17 protein-coding genes are annotated in these 16,347 nt (G+C 69.1%); 5 read left to right on the forward strand and 12 right to left on the reverse strand.

What is annotated here, in order from left to right; translation table 11 throughout:
- Positions 1 to 174: 174 nt before the first annotated feature.
- The 6 genes from argF to D6T64_RS08710 form a co-directional block, all read right to left on the reverse strand.
- Positions 175 to 1,104 carry an ornithine carbamoyltransferase gene (gene argF / locus D6T64_RS08685; protein ID WP_119974285.1) on the reverse strand — a complete coding sequence of 310 codons (930 nt, stop codon included), beginning with the start codon at positions 1,102 to 1,104 and terminating at the stop codon, positions 175 to 177.
- Positions 1,105 to 1,175: 71 nt separating this feature from the next.
- Entirely contained in the window at positions 1,176 to 2,450 is a 1,275-nt protein-coding gene (locus tag D6T64_RS08690) for an acetylornithine transaminase (protein ID WP_119974287.1), read from the reverse strand.
- On the reverse strand, positions 2,447 to 3,376 hold the full coding sequence (argB, locus tag D6T64_RS08695; protein WP_119974290.1) for an acetylglutamate kinase: 930 nt from the start codon (positions 3,374 to 3,376) through the stop codon (positions 2,447 to 2,449). The genes D6T64_RS08690 and argB overlap by 4 nt, the downstream gene beginning before the upstream one ends.
- Entirely contained in the window at positions 3,376 to 4,557 is a 1,182-nt protein-coding gene (gene argJ / locus D6T64_RS08700) for a bifunctional glutamate N-acetyltransferase/amino-acid acetyltransferase ArgJ (RefSeq protein ID WP_119974292.1), read from the reverse strand. The genes argB and argJ overlap by 1 nt, the downstream gene beginning before the upstream one ends.
- A complete protein-coding gene (gene argC / locus D6T64_RS08705; protein WP_119974294.1) occupies positions 4,554 to 5,597 on the reverse strand; it encodes an N-acetyl-gamma-glutamyl-phosphate reductase in 1,044 nt (347 codons plus the stop codon). Before argC ends, argJ begins: the two co-directional genes overlap by 4 nt.
- A gap of 70 nt (positions 5,598 to 5,667) precedes the next feature.
- Positions 5,668 to 6,627, reverse strand: a complete 960-nt coding sequence (locus tag D6T64_RS08710) for an alpha/beta fold hydrolase (protein ID WP_158594851.1) — start codon at positions 6,625 to 6,627, stop codon at positions 5,668 to 5,670.
- A 274-nt stretch (positions 6,628 to 6,901) separates the two neighbouring features.
- Here D6T64_RS08710 and D6T64_RS08715 point away from each other — a divergent pair, with 274 nt between their 5' ends.
- Entirely contained in the window at positions 6,902 to 7,699 is a 798-nt protein-coding gene (locus D6T64_RS08715; RefSeq protein WP_233550962.1) for a sulfite exporter TauE/SafE family protein, read from the forward strand.
- Positions 7,700 to 7,797: 98 nt separating this feature from the next.
- Here D6T64_RS08715 and D6T64_RS08720 read toward each other — a convergent pair whose 3' ends face one another.
- The gene (locus D6T64_RS08720; protein WP_119974301.1) at positions 7,798 to 8,817 is read right to left on the reverse strand and encodes an LLM class flavin-dependent oxidoreductase; all 1,020 of its coding nucleotides are present in this window, start codon (positions 8,815 to 8,817) and stop codon (positions 7,798 to 7,800) included.
- Positions 8,818 to 8,917: 100 nt separating this feature from the next.
- Entirely contained in the window at positions 8,918 to 9,322 is a 405-nt protein-coding gene (locus D6T64_RS08725; protein ID WP_119974303.1) for a DUF7715 family protein, read from the reverse strand.
- 212 nt (positions 9,323 to 9,534) lie between these two features.
- Here D6T64_RS08725 and D6T64_RS08730 point away from each other — a divergent pair, with 212 nt between their 5' ends.
- Positions 9,535 to 10,773 (forward strand): MFS transporter, encoded by a 1,239-nt coding sequence (locus tag D6T64_RS08730; RefSeq protein ID WP_119974306.1) that lies wholly within the window; start codon positions 9,535 to 9,537, stop codon positions 10,771 to 10,773.
- A 44-nt stretch (positions 10,774 to 10,817) separates the two neighbouring features.
- Here the strand turns inward: D6T64_RS08730 and D6T64_RS08735 are convergent, their stop codons facing one another.
- On the reverse strand, positions 10,818 to 11,246 hold the full coding sequence (locus D6T64_RS08735) for a GNAT family N-acetyltransferase (RefSeq protein ID WP_119974308.1): 429 nt from the start codon (positions 11,244 to 11,246) through the stop codon (positions 10,818 to 10,820).
- Positions 11,247 to 11,684: 438 nt separating this feature from the next.
- Between D6T64_RS08735 and D6T64_RS23435 the strand changes: the two genes are divergently transcribed.
- Both D6T64_RS23435 and D6T64_RS08740 read left to right on the forward strand, forming a co-directional pair.
- Positions 11,685 to 11,807: a hypothetical protein gene (locus tag D6T64_RS23435; RefSeq protein WP_267900478.1), complete on the forward strand. Its 123-nt coding sequence runs from the start codon at positions 11,685 to 11,687 to the stop codon at positions 11,805 to 11,807.
- A 200-nt stretch (positions 11,808 to 12,007) separates the two neighbouring features.
- Complete coding sequence (locus D6T64_RS08740) at positions 12,008 to 12,790, forward strand: thioesterase family protein (protein ID WP_199719119.1); 783 nt, start codon at positions 12,008 to 12,010, stop codon at positions 12,788 to 12,790.
- An 18-nt stretch (positions 12,791 to 12,808) separates the two neighbouring features.
- Here D6T64_RS08740 and D6T64_RS08745 read toward each other — a convergent pair whose 3' ends face one another.
- The 3 genes from D6T64_RS08745 to D6T64_RS08755 form a co-directional block, all read right to left on the reverse strand.
- Positions 12,809 to 13,165: a hypothetical protein gene (locus D6T64_RS08745; protein WP_119974310.1), complete on the reverse strand. Its 357-nt coding sequence runs from the start codon at positions 13,163 to 13,165 to the stop codon at positions 12,809 to 12,811.
- Between the two features lie 44 nt (positions 13,166 to 13,209).
- Positions 13,210 to 13,632 (reverse strand): hypothetical protein, encoded by a 423-nt coding sequence (locus D6T64_RS08750; protein ID WP_147364510.1) that lies wholly within the window; start codon positions 13,630 to 13,632, stop codon positions 13,210 to 13,212.
- A gap of 146 nt (positions 13,633 to 13,778) precedes the next feature.
- Positions 13,779 to 14,549 carry an IclR family transcriptional regulator gene (locus D6T64_RS08755; RefSeq protein ID WP_119974314.1) on the reverse strand — a complete coding sequence of 257 codons (771 nt, stop codon included), beginning with the start codon at positions 14,547 to 14,549 and terminating at the stop codon, positions 13,779 to 13,781.
- A 91-nt stretch (positions 14,550 to 14,640) separates the two neighbouring features.
- On the opposite strand from D6T64_RS08755, the gene aceB reads away from it, so the two are divergent.
- The gene (gene aceB / locus D6T64_RS08760; protein WP_119974316.1) at positions 14,641 to 16,257 is read left to right on the forward strand and encodes a malate synthase A; all 1,617 of its coding nucleotides are present in this window, start codon (positions 14,641 to 14,643) and stop codon (positions 16,255 to 16,257) included.
- Positions 16,258 to 16,347 lie beyond the last annotated feature (90 nt).

Raw genomic sequence — 16,347 nt, forward strand, 5'->3', positions numbered from 1 at the left:
CTCGCGGTGGTTTCGACACGGGCGCGCCAACAGCATGCGCGCCCTGCTCAACCAGCGGGGCGGCCGAGCTGCCATTCCCTGGCGACCTTGACCCGCAGCGCGAGTGAGCAATTAATGCACTAAAACTTCGTGGGAAGTGCAAAAAGTGCTCACTCGCGAAAACCTGCGAGCGGGTTAGGACACGTTCTTGGCCAGGAGCCAGGCGAGCAGCGCCTTCTGAGCGTGCAGGCGGTTTTCGGCCTCGTCCCAGATGATGCTCTGCGCGCCGTCGATGACGTCCGCGGTGACTTCGAAGCCGCGGTCGGCCGGCAGGCAGTGCAGAAAGTGCGCATCCGGCTTCGCGAGCGCGAGCAGCGCCGCGTCGACCTGGTACGCACCGAACTGGGTGAGGCGCGCCGCTTTCTCGTCTTCCTTGCCCATCGAGACCCAAGTGTCGGTGACGACCACATCGACCCCGGCCACGGCCTCGGCCGGGTCGCGGTAGAGCGTGATGCTGCCACCGGTCTGCGCGGCGATGGCCGTAGCATCCGCGACGACGGCATCGCTCGGCGAGAATTCGGCGGGCGACGCGATGCGCACATGCATGCCCGCGGTCGCACCGGCGAGCAGGTAGCTCTGCGCCATGTTGCAGGCGCCGTCGCCGAGGAACGCCACGCTCTGCCCGGCGAGGGCGCCGCGGTGCTCACGAATCGTGAGCAGGTCGGCGAGCAGCTGGCAAGGGTGAAAGTCGTCGGAGAGCGCGTTGACGACGGGAACCGTGGTGCCGCGCGCCATCTCTTCGAGTCCGGCCTGGCCGTAGGTGCGCCACACGATCGCGGCGACCTGGCGTTCGAGCACGCGAGCGGTGTCCGACGCGGTTTCCTTGCCGCCAAGCTGACTGCTGGCCGTCGCAATGATGAGCGGGCTGCCGCCGAGGTCGGCGATCCCGACCGCGAACGACACCCTGGTGCGGGTCGAGGACTTGTCGAAGATCACGGCGACGGTCTGCGGGCCTTCGAGCGGTCGCACCGCGAATCGGTCTCGCTTCATGTCCAGGGCCAGATCGAGGATCTCGGCCTGTTCGGCCGCAGAGATGTCGTCGTCGCGCAGGAAATGGCGGGTCACGGTGTCACTTTCGTTGTTTCATTCATGGTTCCCAGAAAGATAATGGGAGGTTTCTACCCTAGGGGAACGCGCTAGGACCGGGCGACGGGCGCCTGGGCGACGGATGCCCCGGCCGCGGCGTGCGCGTTCGTCACGACCGCGAGCGCCCGCCCGAAACGCCGCTCGAACTCGGCCACCTCGGCGTCGCCGACGATCAACGGCGGCGCGAGGCGGATCGTGAGCGGATTGGGTGCGTTGACGATGAGCCCGGCGGCGAAGGCCGCCGCGGCGAGCTCGACGGCGACCGGTTGCGTCAGGGCGATGCCGAGCAGCAGTCCGCGCCCGCGCACACCGGAGATCAGCGGGGAGTCGAAGCCGAGGATTAGCTCGCGCAGTTCGGCGCCGCGCCGCGCGGCATTGCCCGCCAGGTCGTCGCGCTCGATGACGCCGAGCACAGCGTTGCCGGCGGCCGTGACGAGCGGGTTGCCGCCGAAGGTCGTGCCGTGCTGGCCGCGCTGCAAGAGTGTCGACGCGGCCCCGAACGTGACGAGGGCGCCGATCGGCAGGCCGCCGCCGAGTCCTTTGGCCAGGGTGAGGGCATCCGGTTGGATGCCGGCGTGCTCGTAGGCGAACATCGCGCCGGTGCGGCCGATGCCGGTCTGGATCTCGTCGAGGATGAGCAGCGCGCCGTGTTCGGTGCAGAGTTCGCGGGCGCGGCGGAGGAACCCCTCGGGCAGGTCGATGACACCGGCCTCGCCCTGCACCGGTTCGAGGAACAGGGCCGCGACGGTGTCATCGATCGCCGCTTCAAGGGCTGCGAGGGTGGGCGCGATGTGTTCGACGCCGCCGGGAACGGGCAGGAACGGTGCGCGCATCGCGGGCTTTCCCGAGAGCGCGAGTGCGCCCATCGTGCGGCCGTGGAAGGAATCGGTGAGCGTGATCATGCGGGTGCGCTTACCGGTCTCGCCGACGTTGAGTCGGGCCAGTTTGAACGCGGCCTCGTTGGCCTCCGTGCCGGAGTTGCAGAAGAACACCCGTCCTGCCTCGCCGGCGCCCGTCAGCCGGGTGAGACGTTCGGCCAGCTCGATCTGAGGGGTGGAGGCGAAATAGTTGGAGACGTGCGCGACGGCGCCGACCTGCGCGGTCACGGCGGCGACGAGCTCCGGATGCGCGTGGCCGAGCGCGGTCACGGCGATGCCGGCGAGAAAGTCGAGGTATTCGGTGCCTGCGTCGTCCCAGACGTAGCAGCCGGCCCCGCGCACGAGCAGCGCGAGCGGCGGCGCGAAGGTCGGCATGATGGCGCCCGCGTAGCGCTGCGGCCAGGCAGGTGCGGCGGATTCAGGCTGAGCGGGGTCGATCGGGGTCATGCGGGGACTACCTCCGTGCCAATGCCGCTGCCGGTGAAAATTTCGAGCAGGATCGAGTGCGGCACTCGACCGTCGATGATGGCCGCCTTCGCGACCCCGCCGTCGACGGCGTCGAGGCAGGCCGTCATCTTCGGGATCATGCCGCTCTCCAGGCTCGGCAGCAGCGCTCGCAGCTCGGGCACGGGGATGATCGAGACCAGGGAGTCTCGGTTGGGCCAGTCTCGATACAGGCCGGCGACATCCGTCAGAATGACCAGTTTGGCCGCATTGAGCGCGATCGCGAGGGCGGCCGCCGCGGCGTCGGCGTTGACGTTGAGGGACTGCCCAGGCACGTCGGTGTCGGGCGCGATCGACGAGATCACGGGAATGCGCCCCGCGTTCAGCTGCGCGTGCACCGCTTCGGGGTCGACGCCGACAACGTCGCCGACGAGTCCGAGGTCGACTTCTTCGCCGTCGATGACGACTCCGCGGCGTTGGCCGCGGAACAGTCCGGCGTCTTCTCCGCTGAGCCCGGCGGCCAGCGGCCCGTGCTGGTTGATGTGGCTGACCAGATCGCGGTTGATCTGGCCGGTGAGCACCATGCGCACGACGTCCATGGCTTCGGGCGTGGTCACCCGGTAGCCGCCGCGAAATTCGCTCTCGATGCCGAGCCGGGCGAGCATGGCCGAAATCTGCGGTCCGCCACCGTGCACGACGACCGGGCGGATGCCCGCGTAGCGCAGGTAGACCATGTCCTCGGCGAAGGCACGCTGCAGCTCTTCGCTGACCATCGCGTTGCCGCCGAACTTCACGACGACGATCTGGTCATGGAAGCGTTTGAGCCACGGCAGCGATTCGATGAGCGTCGCCGCCTTGACGGATGCCTCTGCCTGCGTCGTCTCGGACCGATCGCTCGATGCCGGGTAGTTCGCGGTGTCGTCGCTCATCAGCTCGCGTACGCGCTGTTCTCTTCGACGTAGTCGTGGGTGAGGTCGTTGGTCCAGACCGTCGCGGTCGCGTCTCCGGCGTGCAGGTCGATCAGCACGGTCACGGCGCGCGGAGCGAGGTCGACGAGTTCCCTCGGCTGGTCAGGCTCGCCGGCGGTGCAGACCTGCACCCCGTTGATGGCGACGTCGATGCCGTAGGGGTCGAAGGCGGCATCCGCTTCGCTGATCGTGCCCACGGCGGCGAGCACGCGGCCCCAGTTCGGATCGTTGCCGAAGATCGCGGTCTTGAAGAGGTTGCTGCGGGAGACGGCCCGGGCCACGGTCACGGCCTCGGTTTCGGTGCGCGCGTTGCGCACTTCGATGGCCACGTCGTGGCCGGACCCTTCGGCGTCGCCCTGCAGCTGCAGGGTGAGGTCGGCGCAGAGCGCGACGAGCGCGGCCGTGAACTCGGCCTCGTCGGCCTCGATGTCGCTGGCTCCGGAGCCGAGCAGGGTGACGGTGTCGTTGGTGGACATGCAGCCGTCGGAGTCGAGCCGGTCGAAGGTGACCGCGGTCGCGTGGCGCAGGGCGGTGTCGAGCTGCGGGGAGGTGAGCACGGCATCCGTCGTGATGACGACCAGCATCGTCGCCAGTCCGGGGGCGAGCATGCCCGCGCCCTTGGCCATGCCGCCGAGCGTCCAGCCGGCGGGTGAGCGGTGCTCGCTCAGTTTGGGGCGGGTGTCGGTGGTCATGATCGCCTGGGCGGCGGCGAGGCCGGCTTCAGGGCCGGTCGATTCCGCGGTTTTCAGGGCCCGGCCGGCGTCAAAGATGCCGGCGGTGACCAGGCCGAGGTTCAGCTGTTCGCCGATCAGGCCGGTGGAGCAGACCAGCACATCACCCGAGGACACGTTCAGCTGGGCCGCGACGGCTTCGGCGGTCGCGTGAGTGGTCTGAAAGCCGATGCTGCCGGTGTAGCAGTTGGCGCCGCCGGAGTTGAGCACGATCGCGCTCACGACACCGTCGGTCATGACCTGCTTGCTCCAGATCACCGGGTTGGCCTGGCAGCGATTCATGGTGAAAACGGATGCCGCGCTGGTCAACGGCCCCAGGTTCTGCACCACGGCGAGGTCGAGTCCGCCGCTCTTTTTGAGGCCGGCGGTGACCCCGGCGGCTGCGAAGCCGGCGGCAGCGGTAACGCTCACGGGGCAACTCCATTCGTGCTCAGGCCCGCGGTTTCAGGTAGTCCCAGGGCGATATTGGCGGATTGGATGGCGGCGCCGGCGGTGCCCTTGGCAAGGTTGTCAACGGCGGTGACCGTGACCACCCGGCCGACGGCTTCGTCGATGGCGAGGCCGATCAGGGCGGTGTTCGCGCCGAGCACGTCGCTCGTGCGGGGAAAACGACCGGCCGGCAGCAGATGCACGAAGGGTTCGGCGACGTAGGCGCTCTCCCAGGCCTCGCGCACGGCTTCGGAGCTCGTGCCGGGCACGAGGCGGGCGGTGACGGTCGCGAGAATTCCGCGCGCCATCGGCACGATCACCGGCGTGAAGCTGATCGTGGGGTTCACGGCGCCGGCCCAGCGCAGGCTCTGCTGGATCTCCGGGATGTGCCGGTGGGTGCCGCCGACCGCATAGGGGTTGGCCGAGCCGAGGATCTCCCCCGCCAGGTTCGGCACGGTGAGGGCCTTGCCGGCACCGGACGGACCGACGGCGAGAACGGCGACCAGGTCTTGTGCTTCGATCACACCGGCGCGGATGCCCGGGGCGATCGCGAGCGCGACCGTGCTTGCATTACAGCCGGGGGCGGCGATCCGGCGAGCGCCGAGCAGGCGACTGCGCTGCTCTTCATCGCCGATGGGCAGCTCGGGCACCCCGTAGGCCCAGGCGCCGAAGTACTCGCCGCCGTAGAAGCGCGCCCAGTCGCTTTCGCTTTCGAGGCGGTGGTCGGCGCCACAGTCGACCACGAGGGTGTCGGGCGAGAGGTGCGCGGTGAGTTCGCCGCTTTTGCCGTGTGGCAGCGCGACGAAGACGACGTCGTGGCCGTTGAGGGCCTCGGGCGTGGTGTCGACGAGGGTGAGGTGGGCAAGCGAACGCAAATGCGGCTGCACGTCGATGAGTTGCTGCCCGGCGTTGCTGTGCGCGGTGACCGTGCGCACCTCAAAATCGGGGTGCCCGGCCAACAGCCGCAACAATTCCCCGCCCGCATAGCCACTCGCGCCCGCCACTGCCACCGAAAAAGCCATGCATCAAACCTAGCGCGCCCCGGTGACACGGCTTGCCGGATGACCCCCGGACAGGATCGGGCCCGTGGGGTCAGTCCTGGTAGCCCGTCTCGGGATCGGCAGGCGGTGCCGCAGCATAGGCCGAAGCATCCGCCGGGCGGCTAGAGTCGGCTAGCGCCGCTCGCTTGGCGGCGGCGGCATGCGTGGCCGAACGCGCGACGGCCAGGTCGGCGGCCAGTTCCTCGTCGGTGGCGTCGAGAAAGGCCAGCACGCGGACCTCGAAGCTGCGGCCGGCCTGCGCCCGAATGTGGCCGGCGCCCTCGACGAGGTCGAGTTGCCCCCGCAGGATGAGCGCGGCCGTGTCACGGAAGAGATCGTCGGAGTAGAGAGGATCGTTGGCGCCGCCGACCACCAGCGTGGGTGCGGTGATGTTGGCCAGACGATCCTTCACGTTGAAGCCGTCTTCGGCCCGGATCGTGGCCACGAGGTCGGCACTGGCGTTCTTGAACAGGGTCGCACCGCCGAGCCAGGCGAGGGCGCGCAGCATCCGCTGCCCGACACGCGTGGTGGACAGCAGGGGCACGATCGCCGTGGCGGCGCTGCGGGGATCGTCGGCCTCGAGGTAATTGGCGGCTTCTGCCTGCGCCTGACGGGCGAGCGGGCTGAGGCGATAGGCAGCAGAGGCGACCACCAGCCGTTTGACGACATCGGGGTGGTCAGCGGCGAGCTGCAGGGCGATGCTGCCGCCGGTCGACAGGCCGACCACGTCGACCGGCTTGCCGAACTTGTGGCGCAGGGCTTCGGCATAGTCCCGGGCAAGGTGCTCCATGGTGGTGCCGGGCTCGAGGTGCGGCCGGCGGTTGACCCACCACACCCGGCGGTTGCCGGCGACGCCCTTCAACTGCTCGGCCTGCGACTGACGGGCCCGTCCGGTGAGCGCCTCGTGGTTGGGCAGGAGCCCGGGAATCACGACGAGCGGGTCGCCCGACCCGATCGTGATGTAGGTCAGCCCTCCGTGGAGGGTTCCGTAGCTGCGCGGTTTCGGTGTCATGGGTGAGCCCCTTTCACTGGCGTGGTCTGACTGCTGGCGTAATTCTGGCTGGCCCCGAGCCGGGACGAAGCCGAGAGTACCCCCGAGCGGGGGGTTCGGCATCCCGTACGGGGCACAACTCCTGCAGATCGTCGGCGGCGGGGCAGCAGATGCCCGTCATTCCGAGCAACTCATCGGCCTACCCGCCCGAATTGCCGGAGTTATGCCGCCGACTGCGCCGCGATGTCGGCGACCGGGTGCCGCGCGCGTAGGGTGGACGAGGCGTTCACTCGCCGTGGGCGGGTCTTCCACATCACTCATTGCGGGAAAGAATAGAAACGAGTTCAGCATCGACGTCTGGACGATCGTGCTGGTTCTCGTGGCCGTTCTGGTTGGATCCAGCATGCAGCGGGTCACCGGCATGGGCTTCGCGCTCGTCGCCGCACCGTTCCTCGTGCTGTTGCTCGGCCCGATCGAGGGCATCGTGCTGATCAATGCGTGCGCGGTGCTGACCGCGAGTGTGATTCTCGCGCGCGTCGTGCGGGAGGTCGACTGGCGCCGTTACGGCGTGCTCGCCGCGTGGGCGCTCGTCGGCATCATCCCGGGCGCGCTGATTTTGAACGTCGTCTCGCTGGCGTGGCTGGAGATTTCGATCGGCGTGATGGTCGCCGTCGGGTTGGGGGTGTCCCTCAGCCTGCGCCGAGTCGCACTGAAGGACCGGCCGGTTTACCGGGTCATCGCCGGGGTGCTCGCCGGCTTCATGAACACCACCGCCGGCGTCGGCGGGCCCGCCGCGAGCGTCTACGCCGTCGCGACCCACTGGCCACAGCGCAGCTTCGCGGCGACCATGCAGCCGTTCTTCCTCACCCTGGGCGCGGCGTCGCTGCTGGCCAAGTTCGCGACCGGCGCCGCGATCACGCCGAACCTCTCCGGCACGGTGCTGCTGTTGATCGCGGCGGCGTGCCTGATCGGCCTGGTCGTCGGCGAGTTACTGTCCCGGGTGGTCGAGCCCCACATCGCCCGACGGATGCTGATCGTCGTCGCCTTCGTCGGCGCGGTCGCCACGATCATCCGCGGGCTCACCGAGCTCTAGGCCCGCCGCCTCGCCGAACGGTGAGTTAAGCGGCCGTTTCGAGTCGATTTCGATGCTTAACTCATCTTCGCCGAGGGCCGGCAGCCCGGGAGAGCGCGTCAGCGCCAGCCGAGGGTCGGGGCGACGTGGCGCAGGATGCTGCCCAGCAGGTGCGCGTTGTAGTCCACGCCGAGCTGGTTGGGAATCGTGACGAGCACGGTGTCGGCCTCCTGCACCGCGGCATCGTCGGCGAGGGCCTCGGCGATGGCGTCGGGTTCCCCCACGTAGCTCTTGCCGAACCGCGCGAGGCCACCGTCGAGGTAGCCGACCTGGTCGGCGGCATCCGCTTCGGCTTCGCGCCCGAAGTAATGCCGGTCGAGGTCGCTCACGATCGGGATGATGCTGCGGCTCACCGAGACCCGCGGGGTGCCCTCGTGGCCGGCTTCCCGCCAAGCCTCGCGGTAGATGGCGATCTGTTCGGCCTGCAGATCGCCGAAAGGCACGCCGGTGTCTTCGGTCAGCAGGGTCGAGCTCATCAGGTTCATGCCCTGTTCGCCGGTCCATTTGGCGCTTGCGCGGGTCCCGGATCCCCACCAGATACGGTCCTGGAGGCCCGGCGACTGCGGCTGGATGGCCAGCAGTCCGGATCGGCCGGTCATCTGCGGGTTGGCCGGCGCGATGCCGACCCCGCTGATGGCCGTGCGAAAGATTTCGGTGCTCTCTCGGGCGTCGTCGGCGTCGGTGTTGCCGTCGCGGGGCACGTAGCCGAAGGCTTCGTATCCGTGCAGCGCCGTTTCGGGCGAGCCGCGGCTGAGGCCGAGCTGCAGGCGTCCGTTGCTGATCAGGTCGGTGATGGCGGCTTCTTCGGCCATGTAGAGCGGGTTTTCGTAGCGCATGTCGATGACGCCGGTGCCGAGTTCGATGAGGCTGGTACGGGCGGCCATCGCGGCCAGCAGGGGGAACGGTGACGCGAACTGCCGGGCGAAGTGGTGCACGCGCAGATAGGCGCCGTCGACGCCGAGCTCCTCGGCAGCCACGGCCAGCTCGACCGTCTGCAGCAGCGCATCCTGCGCGGTGCGCGCGACCGAACCCGGCACGGCCTGGTGGTGACCAAAGGATAAAAACCCGATCTTCTTCATGCTCGGTGCAGCGCACCGGCACCGCCGGCTATTCCCGGGCCGCGGCCAGAACCCGGCGGCGGATGCCCCGGGTCGCCACCCGGGGCATCCGCGGCGATCGTCAGTGCGGCAGTTGCCGCCGCACCCGCACGACGAGCCTGCCGAGCCGCCGCCCGACAACGGAGCCCTCGGGAAGCGCTTCGGCGAGCGCCAGGAGTGCGTCAACATGCTCGGCGAAAAAGACGGTCCGGCACCGGGAACACAAGCCTCGTGCCTCGAAGCTGCCGCGCAGAGCGTCTTCGTAGTCTTGGCGGCTCAGGCCGGGCAGGTTCTGCACCATCGCCGTCGTGGTTCGGCCCTGGGAACTCATGCCCAGAAACGTGCGCCCACAATCGCAGGGCCCGTCGGGGCGGCGCCGGCTGGTGTCGCACGGCGCGACCATCCACACCATTTCGCCCTCCACGCAGTCGGTGCGGTCGGTCGCGCGCAGTCCCTGGGTTGCCCGGGTTGCCACAAGTGCCTTCATGGTCTTCTCCTCTGTTGTCGGCACGGAGTAACTCAATATCGGGAATGTAGCGCCAGCCACCGACACTCCGATCGCGAAGTCTCGGCGCAGACAAACGGAGTCGCGCGGCGCCGCTGTTAGGGAAGCGCGGGCCAGTCAGCACACTCGCCCCGAGGCCGTGGATCGCTGTGACGGCCGGGGACCGGCGCGACCGCCTGCCATAGACTCGGCGTATGTCGCTCGGTCGCCCTTTTCGAGCGCCCCGCCCCTTTCGAGCGCCCCGCCCCTTTCGAGCTCTATGGACGGCCAGTGCCGCGTCGAACCTCGCCGACGGCATCGCTTTCGTCGCGATGCCGCTGCTCGCGGCGTCGCTCACCGACGATCCGCGACTCGTCGCGGGTCTGGCCACCACCTACGCCCTGGTGAGGCTACTCGTCGCCCTGCCGATCGGGGTGTGGGTCGACCGGGTCGACCGGCGCACGATGCTGGTCGTCGCGAACCTGATTCGTGGAGCTGTCGTCGTCGGGCTGGCCGTTTCCATCACTCGGGAGGCCGGCTCGCTGCCGCTGCTGTACGCCGCGTTCGCGGCGATCGGCACGCTGGAGAGTGCGGCGGATAATGCATCCGTTTCGCTGCTGCCGGCGATCGTGCCGGACCGGCAGCTGGACCGTGCGAACGGCCGCATCTCGGCCGCGCAGCTGGTCGCCGACGAGTTCGCGGGTCCGCCGCTCGGCGGCCTGCTGTTCGCGGTAGCAGCCGCCGCGCCCGTGTATCTCATGGGCGGGCTCTGGGCGGTGGCCGGGATTGTCGCGCTGGCGCTTCCGATCCGACGCCTCGGCGCAACGACCGGCACCGAACTCACAGCCCGCGAGCCCCTCGTTCGGGAGGCGCTGCAGGGCGCCCGCTGGCTCGCCGGCAACCGCACAGTCGGCGGCCTCGCGCTCATCGGTGCCCTCGCGAGCGTCGGCTACATGCTGCCGTTCTCGATCCTCGTGTTGTTCGCCGACGAACGGCTCGACCTCGACGCCTTCGGTTACGGCGTGATCCTCGCCGTTTCCGCGCTCGGCGGCTTGGTCGGATCATTCACGACGGCCCGGGTACGCCGGTGGATCGGCTACCGTCGCACGATCGTCGCGAGCCTGCTCACGGGCGCGACCTCGCTGGTCGCCCTGTCCGTCACGACGAACGGTGCTGTGGCCGCCGCCCTGCTCGCGGTCTACATCCTGCACGCGGTGGTGTGGGGCATCTGCGCCACCTCGCTGCGGCAGCGACTCGTTCCCGATGAGCTCAGGGGGCGGGTCAACGCGGCGTCCCGCGTGCTCAGCCTGCTCGGCCTGGCACTCGGGTCCGCGCTCGGTGGCCTCCTCGCGGTCGTCAGCCTGCCGTTGCCGATAGCGGTCGGCGGCGTGGTCTTCGTCGCCTGCGCGGTACTGGCGGCGACCCTTCTTCCGAAGGCGAACGATTCGGCCTAGGCGCCACCCTCGGTTCCCGACGCTCCGGGTTCAGCGACGCCGACCTATCGCTCGAGGACGCCATCCGGCGGCTGGTAGCTGTACCAGCGCTCGGTGATGTCGTAGCCGAGCGCCTGATTCACACCGAGGCTGGCGTCGTTCACGGCCGCACCGCCGGTGCCGAAGACCCGCACCCCATCTTCGGCGCACGCAATGACGGATGCCGCCTTCACGGCCGCGCCGATTCCCCGGCCCCGATGCGTGGCGAGCACCAAGGTGAACTCGGTCTCCGCGCACATATCGCGCTGCCCGATGACCGTCGCGCCGACCAGCTGCGTGCCGTCTCGGGCCCCGAATACACGCAGGCCACGGGTCCAGAGTGCCCTTATGGCCTCGAGGTCCATCAGTTCCTGAAAGGTCGCCGGCGTGAAGGGGTAGTCGGGGTTGTTGGTTTGTTCCAACTCGAACAGTTCGAGCGCGGCGCCAACAGACAATTCGCCGATCGAGATTCCGGCCGTCTGCGCCCCTGCGACGGCACGGTGAAAGACCGCGAGATCCGGGGCATCCGCTAGCCGAAGCCGCGCGCCCCATGACTGCCCGACGATCTTTACCCGTGGGCCTCAAGTTTTGCCCGCCGCGGATCACTGTCTTGCAGCACCACAAACTCGTTCCCCATGCGGCCTATCCAATCAGAGTCGCGTCTCCAGCGGATGTCCGCCCCCGGTCAGCGCATAACTCCTGCTCTGTCGTCAGGCGAAGGCGACGGACGCGCATGATTCCGCGGCATCCGCTGTGGCCGGTTGCGATGTGCAGGAGTTACGCGCGCACGACTGAGGCAATGAAGGCAGCGCCTCGAAGCTGGGAGGACGCTTCCCGGGGCGAGCCTGCTCGCCCCGCTCGCCCGGCCGACGCACGTCACGGCGGCAACGCTCGTGGCGTCCGGCCTCGGCAAGGGCCGGGTCATCTTCTGGCAGGCCGTCGCGATCGTACTGTGGACCGGCCTGGTCACGGTCTCGGCCCTCGCCGCTCTCGCCGCAGTGGCCGAGACCGCCTGAGCGCGGGCTGCAGACCGGACCAACCCGGGGCATCCGTCGCGAAAAAAGGATGACGCGCTCGAAAAGGCCCAGTTCGTCCTGCTTTCGACTGCAGAGTGCCAATCCGTCCTGTTTTCGTGACGGCCGACCCAGCCGATACGCTCGGAAGGGCGTGCTCGACGACGAGCGCCGACCTACTCAGACTGGGAGCACAACTGCTGATGGATGCCTACTTCGAGCCGATCGCCCCCGGCCAGTACCAGCCCACCGCCTTCGCCGGCGGGGCGTGGCAGGACAATGAGATCCACTTCAGCCCGCTCGGCGGCCTGATCGTGCACGCGATGGACCGACACCGCGCAGCCACCGCCAGTTCGGGTACCAAGGAACTCGGGCGCATCAGCTTCGACATCCTCGGCTTTCTGGCAGCGGATGCCTGCACGGTCACGGTAGAAACCATCCGCCCCGGACGCACCATCGAACTGCTCGAGGCGACGGTCACCATCGCCGGCCGAGCCGCCGTGCTGGCTCGCGCCTGGTACATCGCGACCGCCGAGACCTCAACGGTCGCCGGCGGCGACACCGTACCGATGGTGTCCCCCGACCGCTGCATTCCGTGGACGATGACCGACACGTGGCCGGGCGGCTTCGTCGCGTCGCTTGAGATGCAGGCCGTCGCTCCCCCGGTGGCCGGCCGCGTCAGCGCCTGGTTGCGCACCGACATCGCGCTCGTCGCGGGCGAACCGAGCAGCGCGCACGCTTCCTTCATCGCTCTCGTCGACACGGCGAACGGGGTGGCCGTGCGCGAGCACCCGACCGAGTGGATGTTCCCGAACCTCGACCTGACCATCCACCTGCACCGACAGCCGACCGGCGCCTGGGTCGGGCTCGACACTTCCGTCACCTTTGGCCCGGCCGGCCACGGCCTGACGAGCAGCGTGCTGCACGACGAACTCGGCCCGATCGGCCGGGCCGAGCAGATCCTCACCGTGCGGCCGCTGGGCTGACCCACCCGGCCGGAGGGGTCAGGCGAGCGCGCGCAACTCATCGATTGCCGGGAAAGACACCGTGAAATTCAGCTGGGGGATGTCGATCGCGCCCCAGTCATCCCGCTTTACGGAAATAGTGTGCGCGGAGACCTCGGTGATGCGCACACGCAACCACTGACCCGAGTCGAGTCGCAGCTCGTAGGGATCGGCCAGATACCCGATTCCCAGTGACTCGAGTGCCTCTTCGCCCGTGAGCCAGTCGACGACCTCGCTGCGGTCACGGCCGAGCAGGTCGACCACGACGAAGCCGTCGCCGGCGGGGCGCAGCCAGCCCAGAAGCTCCCGGTCGCGGCCGCGGCGGTGCTCGATCCAGTCCTGAAAGTCCTGCTCCATGAAACAACCCTAGGCGCCGAGCCGCAGAAGCGGGAGGCGCAGCGTCAGTGGCGCCTTCGGGCAGCCAGTTCCGTGGCCGTCGTGCTGACGAGGAGCACGAGGGTGACGGGAGCCCAGATCATCCGCTCAAGCCGACTCGGGGTGATGACGTTCAGCACCGAGCCCACGGCGAGGAGCCCCACGGCGATCCACATGACCACGGGAACGGCCCGACCCGGCACGACCGACGGCACTCGATGGCCGCCACGGTTCAGGGTCACCACGGCGATCAGGGCCCAGATGACGGATGCGACGGCGCTGCTCACGCGCATCCGTGCCGTCGGGCGTTCGGTCGCTCCCCCATAGGCCGCGCGACCCCACGGAGCGCCAACGGCCAGGGCTATCTGGAAACCGACAAGGCCGGTCAGGAGCACTGCAGCGAGCCCCGACGAATACCGGGCGATCAGGCGAGGCGGCAGCTGTCTCATGACGCCGATCATAGGCCCGCACTGCCGCGCACGACCCCGCCGGACCGGGCTTGGTCGCGCGCGGCACTCGTTGTGTCAGCCGGCACTCAGCAGATTTGGTGCCGGCTGGCACAACGAGTGCCGCGTGCCCCAGCGGTGTCCGGCCCCTAGGGCACCCGGTTCAGGTCGTGCGAGATCGCCTCGGCCGCCGCCCGCAGCAGCGGCACGGCCCGCTCGCCGAAGGCATCGTCGACCCGGGACACCGGCCCCGACACCGAGATCGCCGTGGGCGTGGGCGCGTTCGGCACCGACATGGCAAAGCAGCGCACGCCGATCTCCTGCTCGTTGTCGTCGATCGCGTAGCCGCGCACGCGGATGAGGGCCAAGTCCTGCAGCAGATCCTCGGGCGTCGTGAAACTCTGTGCCGTCGCCGCGGGCATGCCGGCGCCCGTGACGAGGGCGCGCGCCGCGGCATCCGTCAGCTGGGCGAGGATCGCCTTGCCCACGCCGGTGTCGTGCAGGTGTGCGCGCCGACCAACCTCCGTGAACATACGCATGGAGTGCCGACTCGGCACCTGCGCCGCGTAGAGCACCCGATCGCCGTCGAGCACGGCCATGTTCGCGGTCTCGCCGAGCTGGTGCACGAGGGTCGCGAGGTGGGTGCGGGCGAGCGCACCGAGTTGGCGGCTGGCGCCCTCGCCGAGGCGAATCAGGCCGGGGCCGAGCACGTAGCGGCGGTTCGCGAGCTGCCGCACATAGCCGGTGGCGACGAGGGTGCGCAGCAGGCGGTGAATGGTCGGCAACGCGAGGCCGGTGGCCGCGGCGAGCTCGCTCAGCATGGCTTCGCCCCCGGATGCCGCGATCACCTCGAGCAGGTCGAACGCGCGCTCGACGGACTGCACGCCTCCCGCCCCCGTAGTGGTCACAATCTCGGACATGCCCCAGTCGCCTCTTTCCGCTAAACTCGTCAAAACAGAATAATACTTCCACTATACGGAAACTTCGCGCATGTGATTCAGAGGATTACCGATGTCGTTAACGCTCACCTCCCCCGCTCCCATCGATCGCGCCGGTGAAATCCTGACGCCGGAGGCGCTCGCCTTCATCGAGAAGCTGCACCAGAACTTCGCCGCCACCCGCAACGAGCGCCTCGCCGCCCGCGGCGTGCGCCGCGCCGAGGTCGCCCGCACCGGAAAGCTCGACTTTCTGCCCGAAACCGCCGACGTACGCGCCGGCGACTGGACTGTCGCCCCCGCCCCCGCCCAGCTCACCGACCGTCGCGTCGAGATGACCGGCCCGGCCTCCCCCGCCAAGATGGCAGTGAACGCCCTCAACTCCGGCGCCAAGGTCTGGCTCGCCGATCTCGAAGACGCCTGCACGCCCACCTGGCACAACGTGATCGACTCGCAGCTCTCGCTCTTCGACGCCGTGCGCGGCCAGCTCAGCTACACCTCCCCCGAGGGCAAGGCCTACAGCCTGCGAACGGATGCCCCGCTCAGCGTGGTCGTGATGCGCCCGCGCGGCTGGCACCTCGACGAACAGCACATCGAGATCGATGGAGCCCCCGCCGTCGGCGCCCTCGTCGACTTCGGCCTGCACTTCTTCCACAATGCGGCTCAGCTGCTCGCGAATGGCGGCGGCCCCTACTACTACCTGCCTAAGACCGAGAGCTACCTCGAGGCCCGCCTCTGGAACGACGTCTTCGTCTTCGCCCAGAACGAGCTCGGTGTGCCGCAGGGCTCGATCCGCGCGACCGTGCTGATCGAGACGATCCCCGCCGCCTTCGAGATGGACGAGATCCTCTACGAACTGCGCGACCACGCCTCGGGCCTGAACGCCGGCCGCTGGGACTACCTGTTCAGCATGATCAAGTACTTCCGCGACGCCGGCGCCGCGTTCTCGCTGCCCGACCGCGCCGCGATCACGATGACCGCGCCGTTCATGCGCGCCTACACCGAACTGCTCGTGAAGACCTGCCACCGCCGCGGCGCCTTCGCGATGGGCGGCATGGCCGCCGTCATCCCCAACCGCCGCGAGCCCGAAGTCACCAAGGCGGCCTTCGCCAAGGTGCACGCCGACAAGACCCGCGAAGCCGGCGACGGCTTCGACGGCTCCTGGGTCGCCCACCCCGACCTGGTGCCGGTCTGCGCGGAGGTCTTCGACGCCGTTCTCGGCGAGCGCCCCAACCAGATCGACCGCCAGCGCCCCGAGGTCGAGGTCACCGCGGCCGACCTGCTCGACGTGACAACCGCCCCCGGCGACGCCACCGAGGCGGGACTCCGCTCCAACCTCTACGTGGCCGTGGCCTACATCGCCGTCTGGCTCTCGGGCAACGGCGCCGTCGCCATCCACAACCTGATGGAGGACGCCGCGACCGCCGAGATCAGTCGCTCGCAGGTCTGGCAGCAGATCCGCAACGCTGTCGTGCTCGCCGACACCGGTTCGACGGTCACCCGCGAGCTCGTCACCACGATCCTCGCCGAAGAGACCGCCAAGCTCCGCGGCGAGGTCGGCGAAGAACTGTTCGGCCAGTTCTACGAGCCGGCCAGCGCCCTGGTCGCCGAGATCTGCCTCAGCGAGGACTACACCGACTTCTTGACGGAGCCGGCCTACAAGCTGCTCGTCTCGAACCGCGTCGCCGCCTAACAGCGCCCCGCGCACGGATGCGGCGGGTCGGGGGAATCCCCCGGCCCGCCGCATTTCTGTTTCCGGGGCCGACCTTCGGTTCCCCGCACA

It is taken from the genome of Cryobacterium melibiosiphilum (assembly GCF_003602235.1).
Taxonomy (GTDB): Bacteria; Actinomycetota; Actinomycetes; order Actinomycetales; family Microbacteriaceae; genus Cryobacterium; species Cryobacterium melibiosiphilum.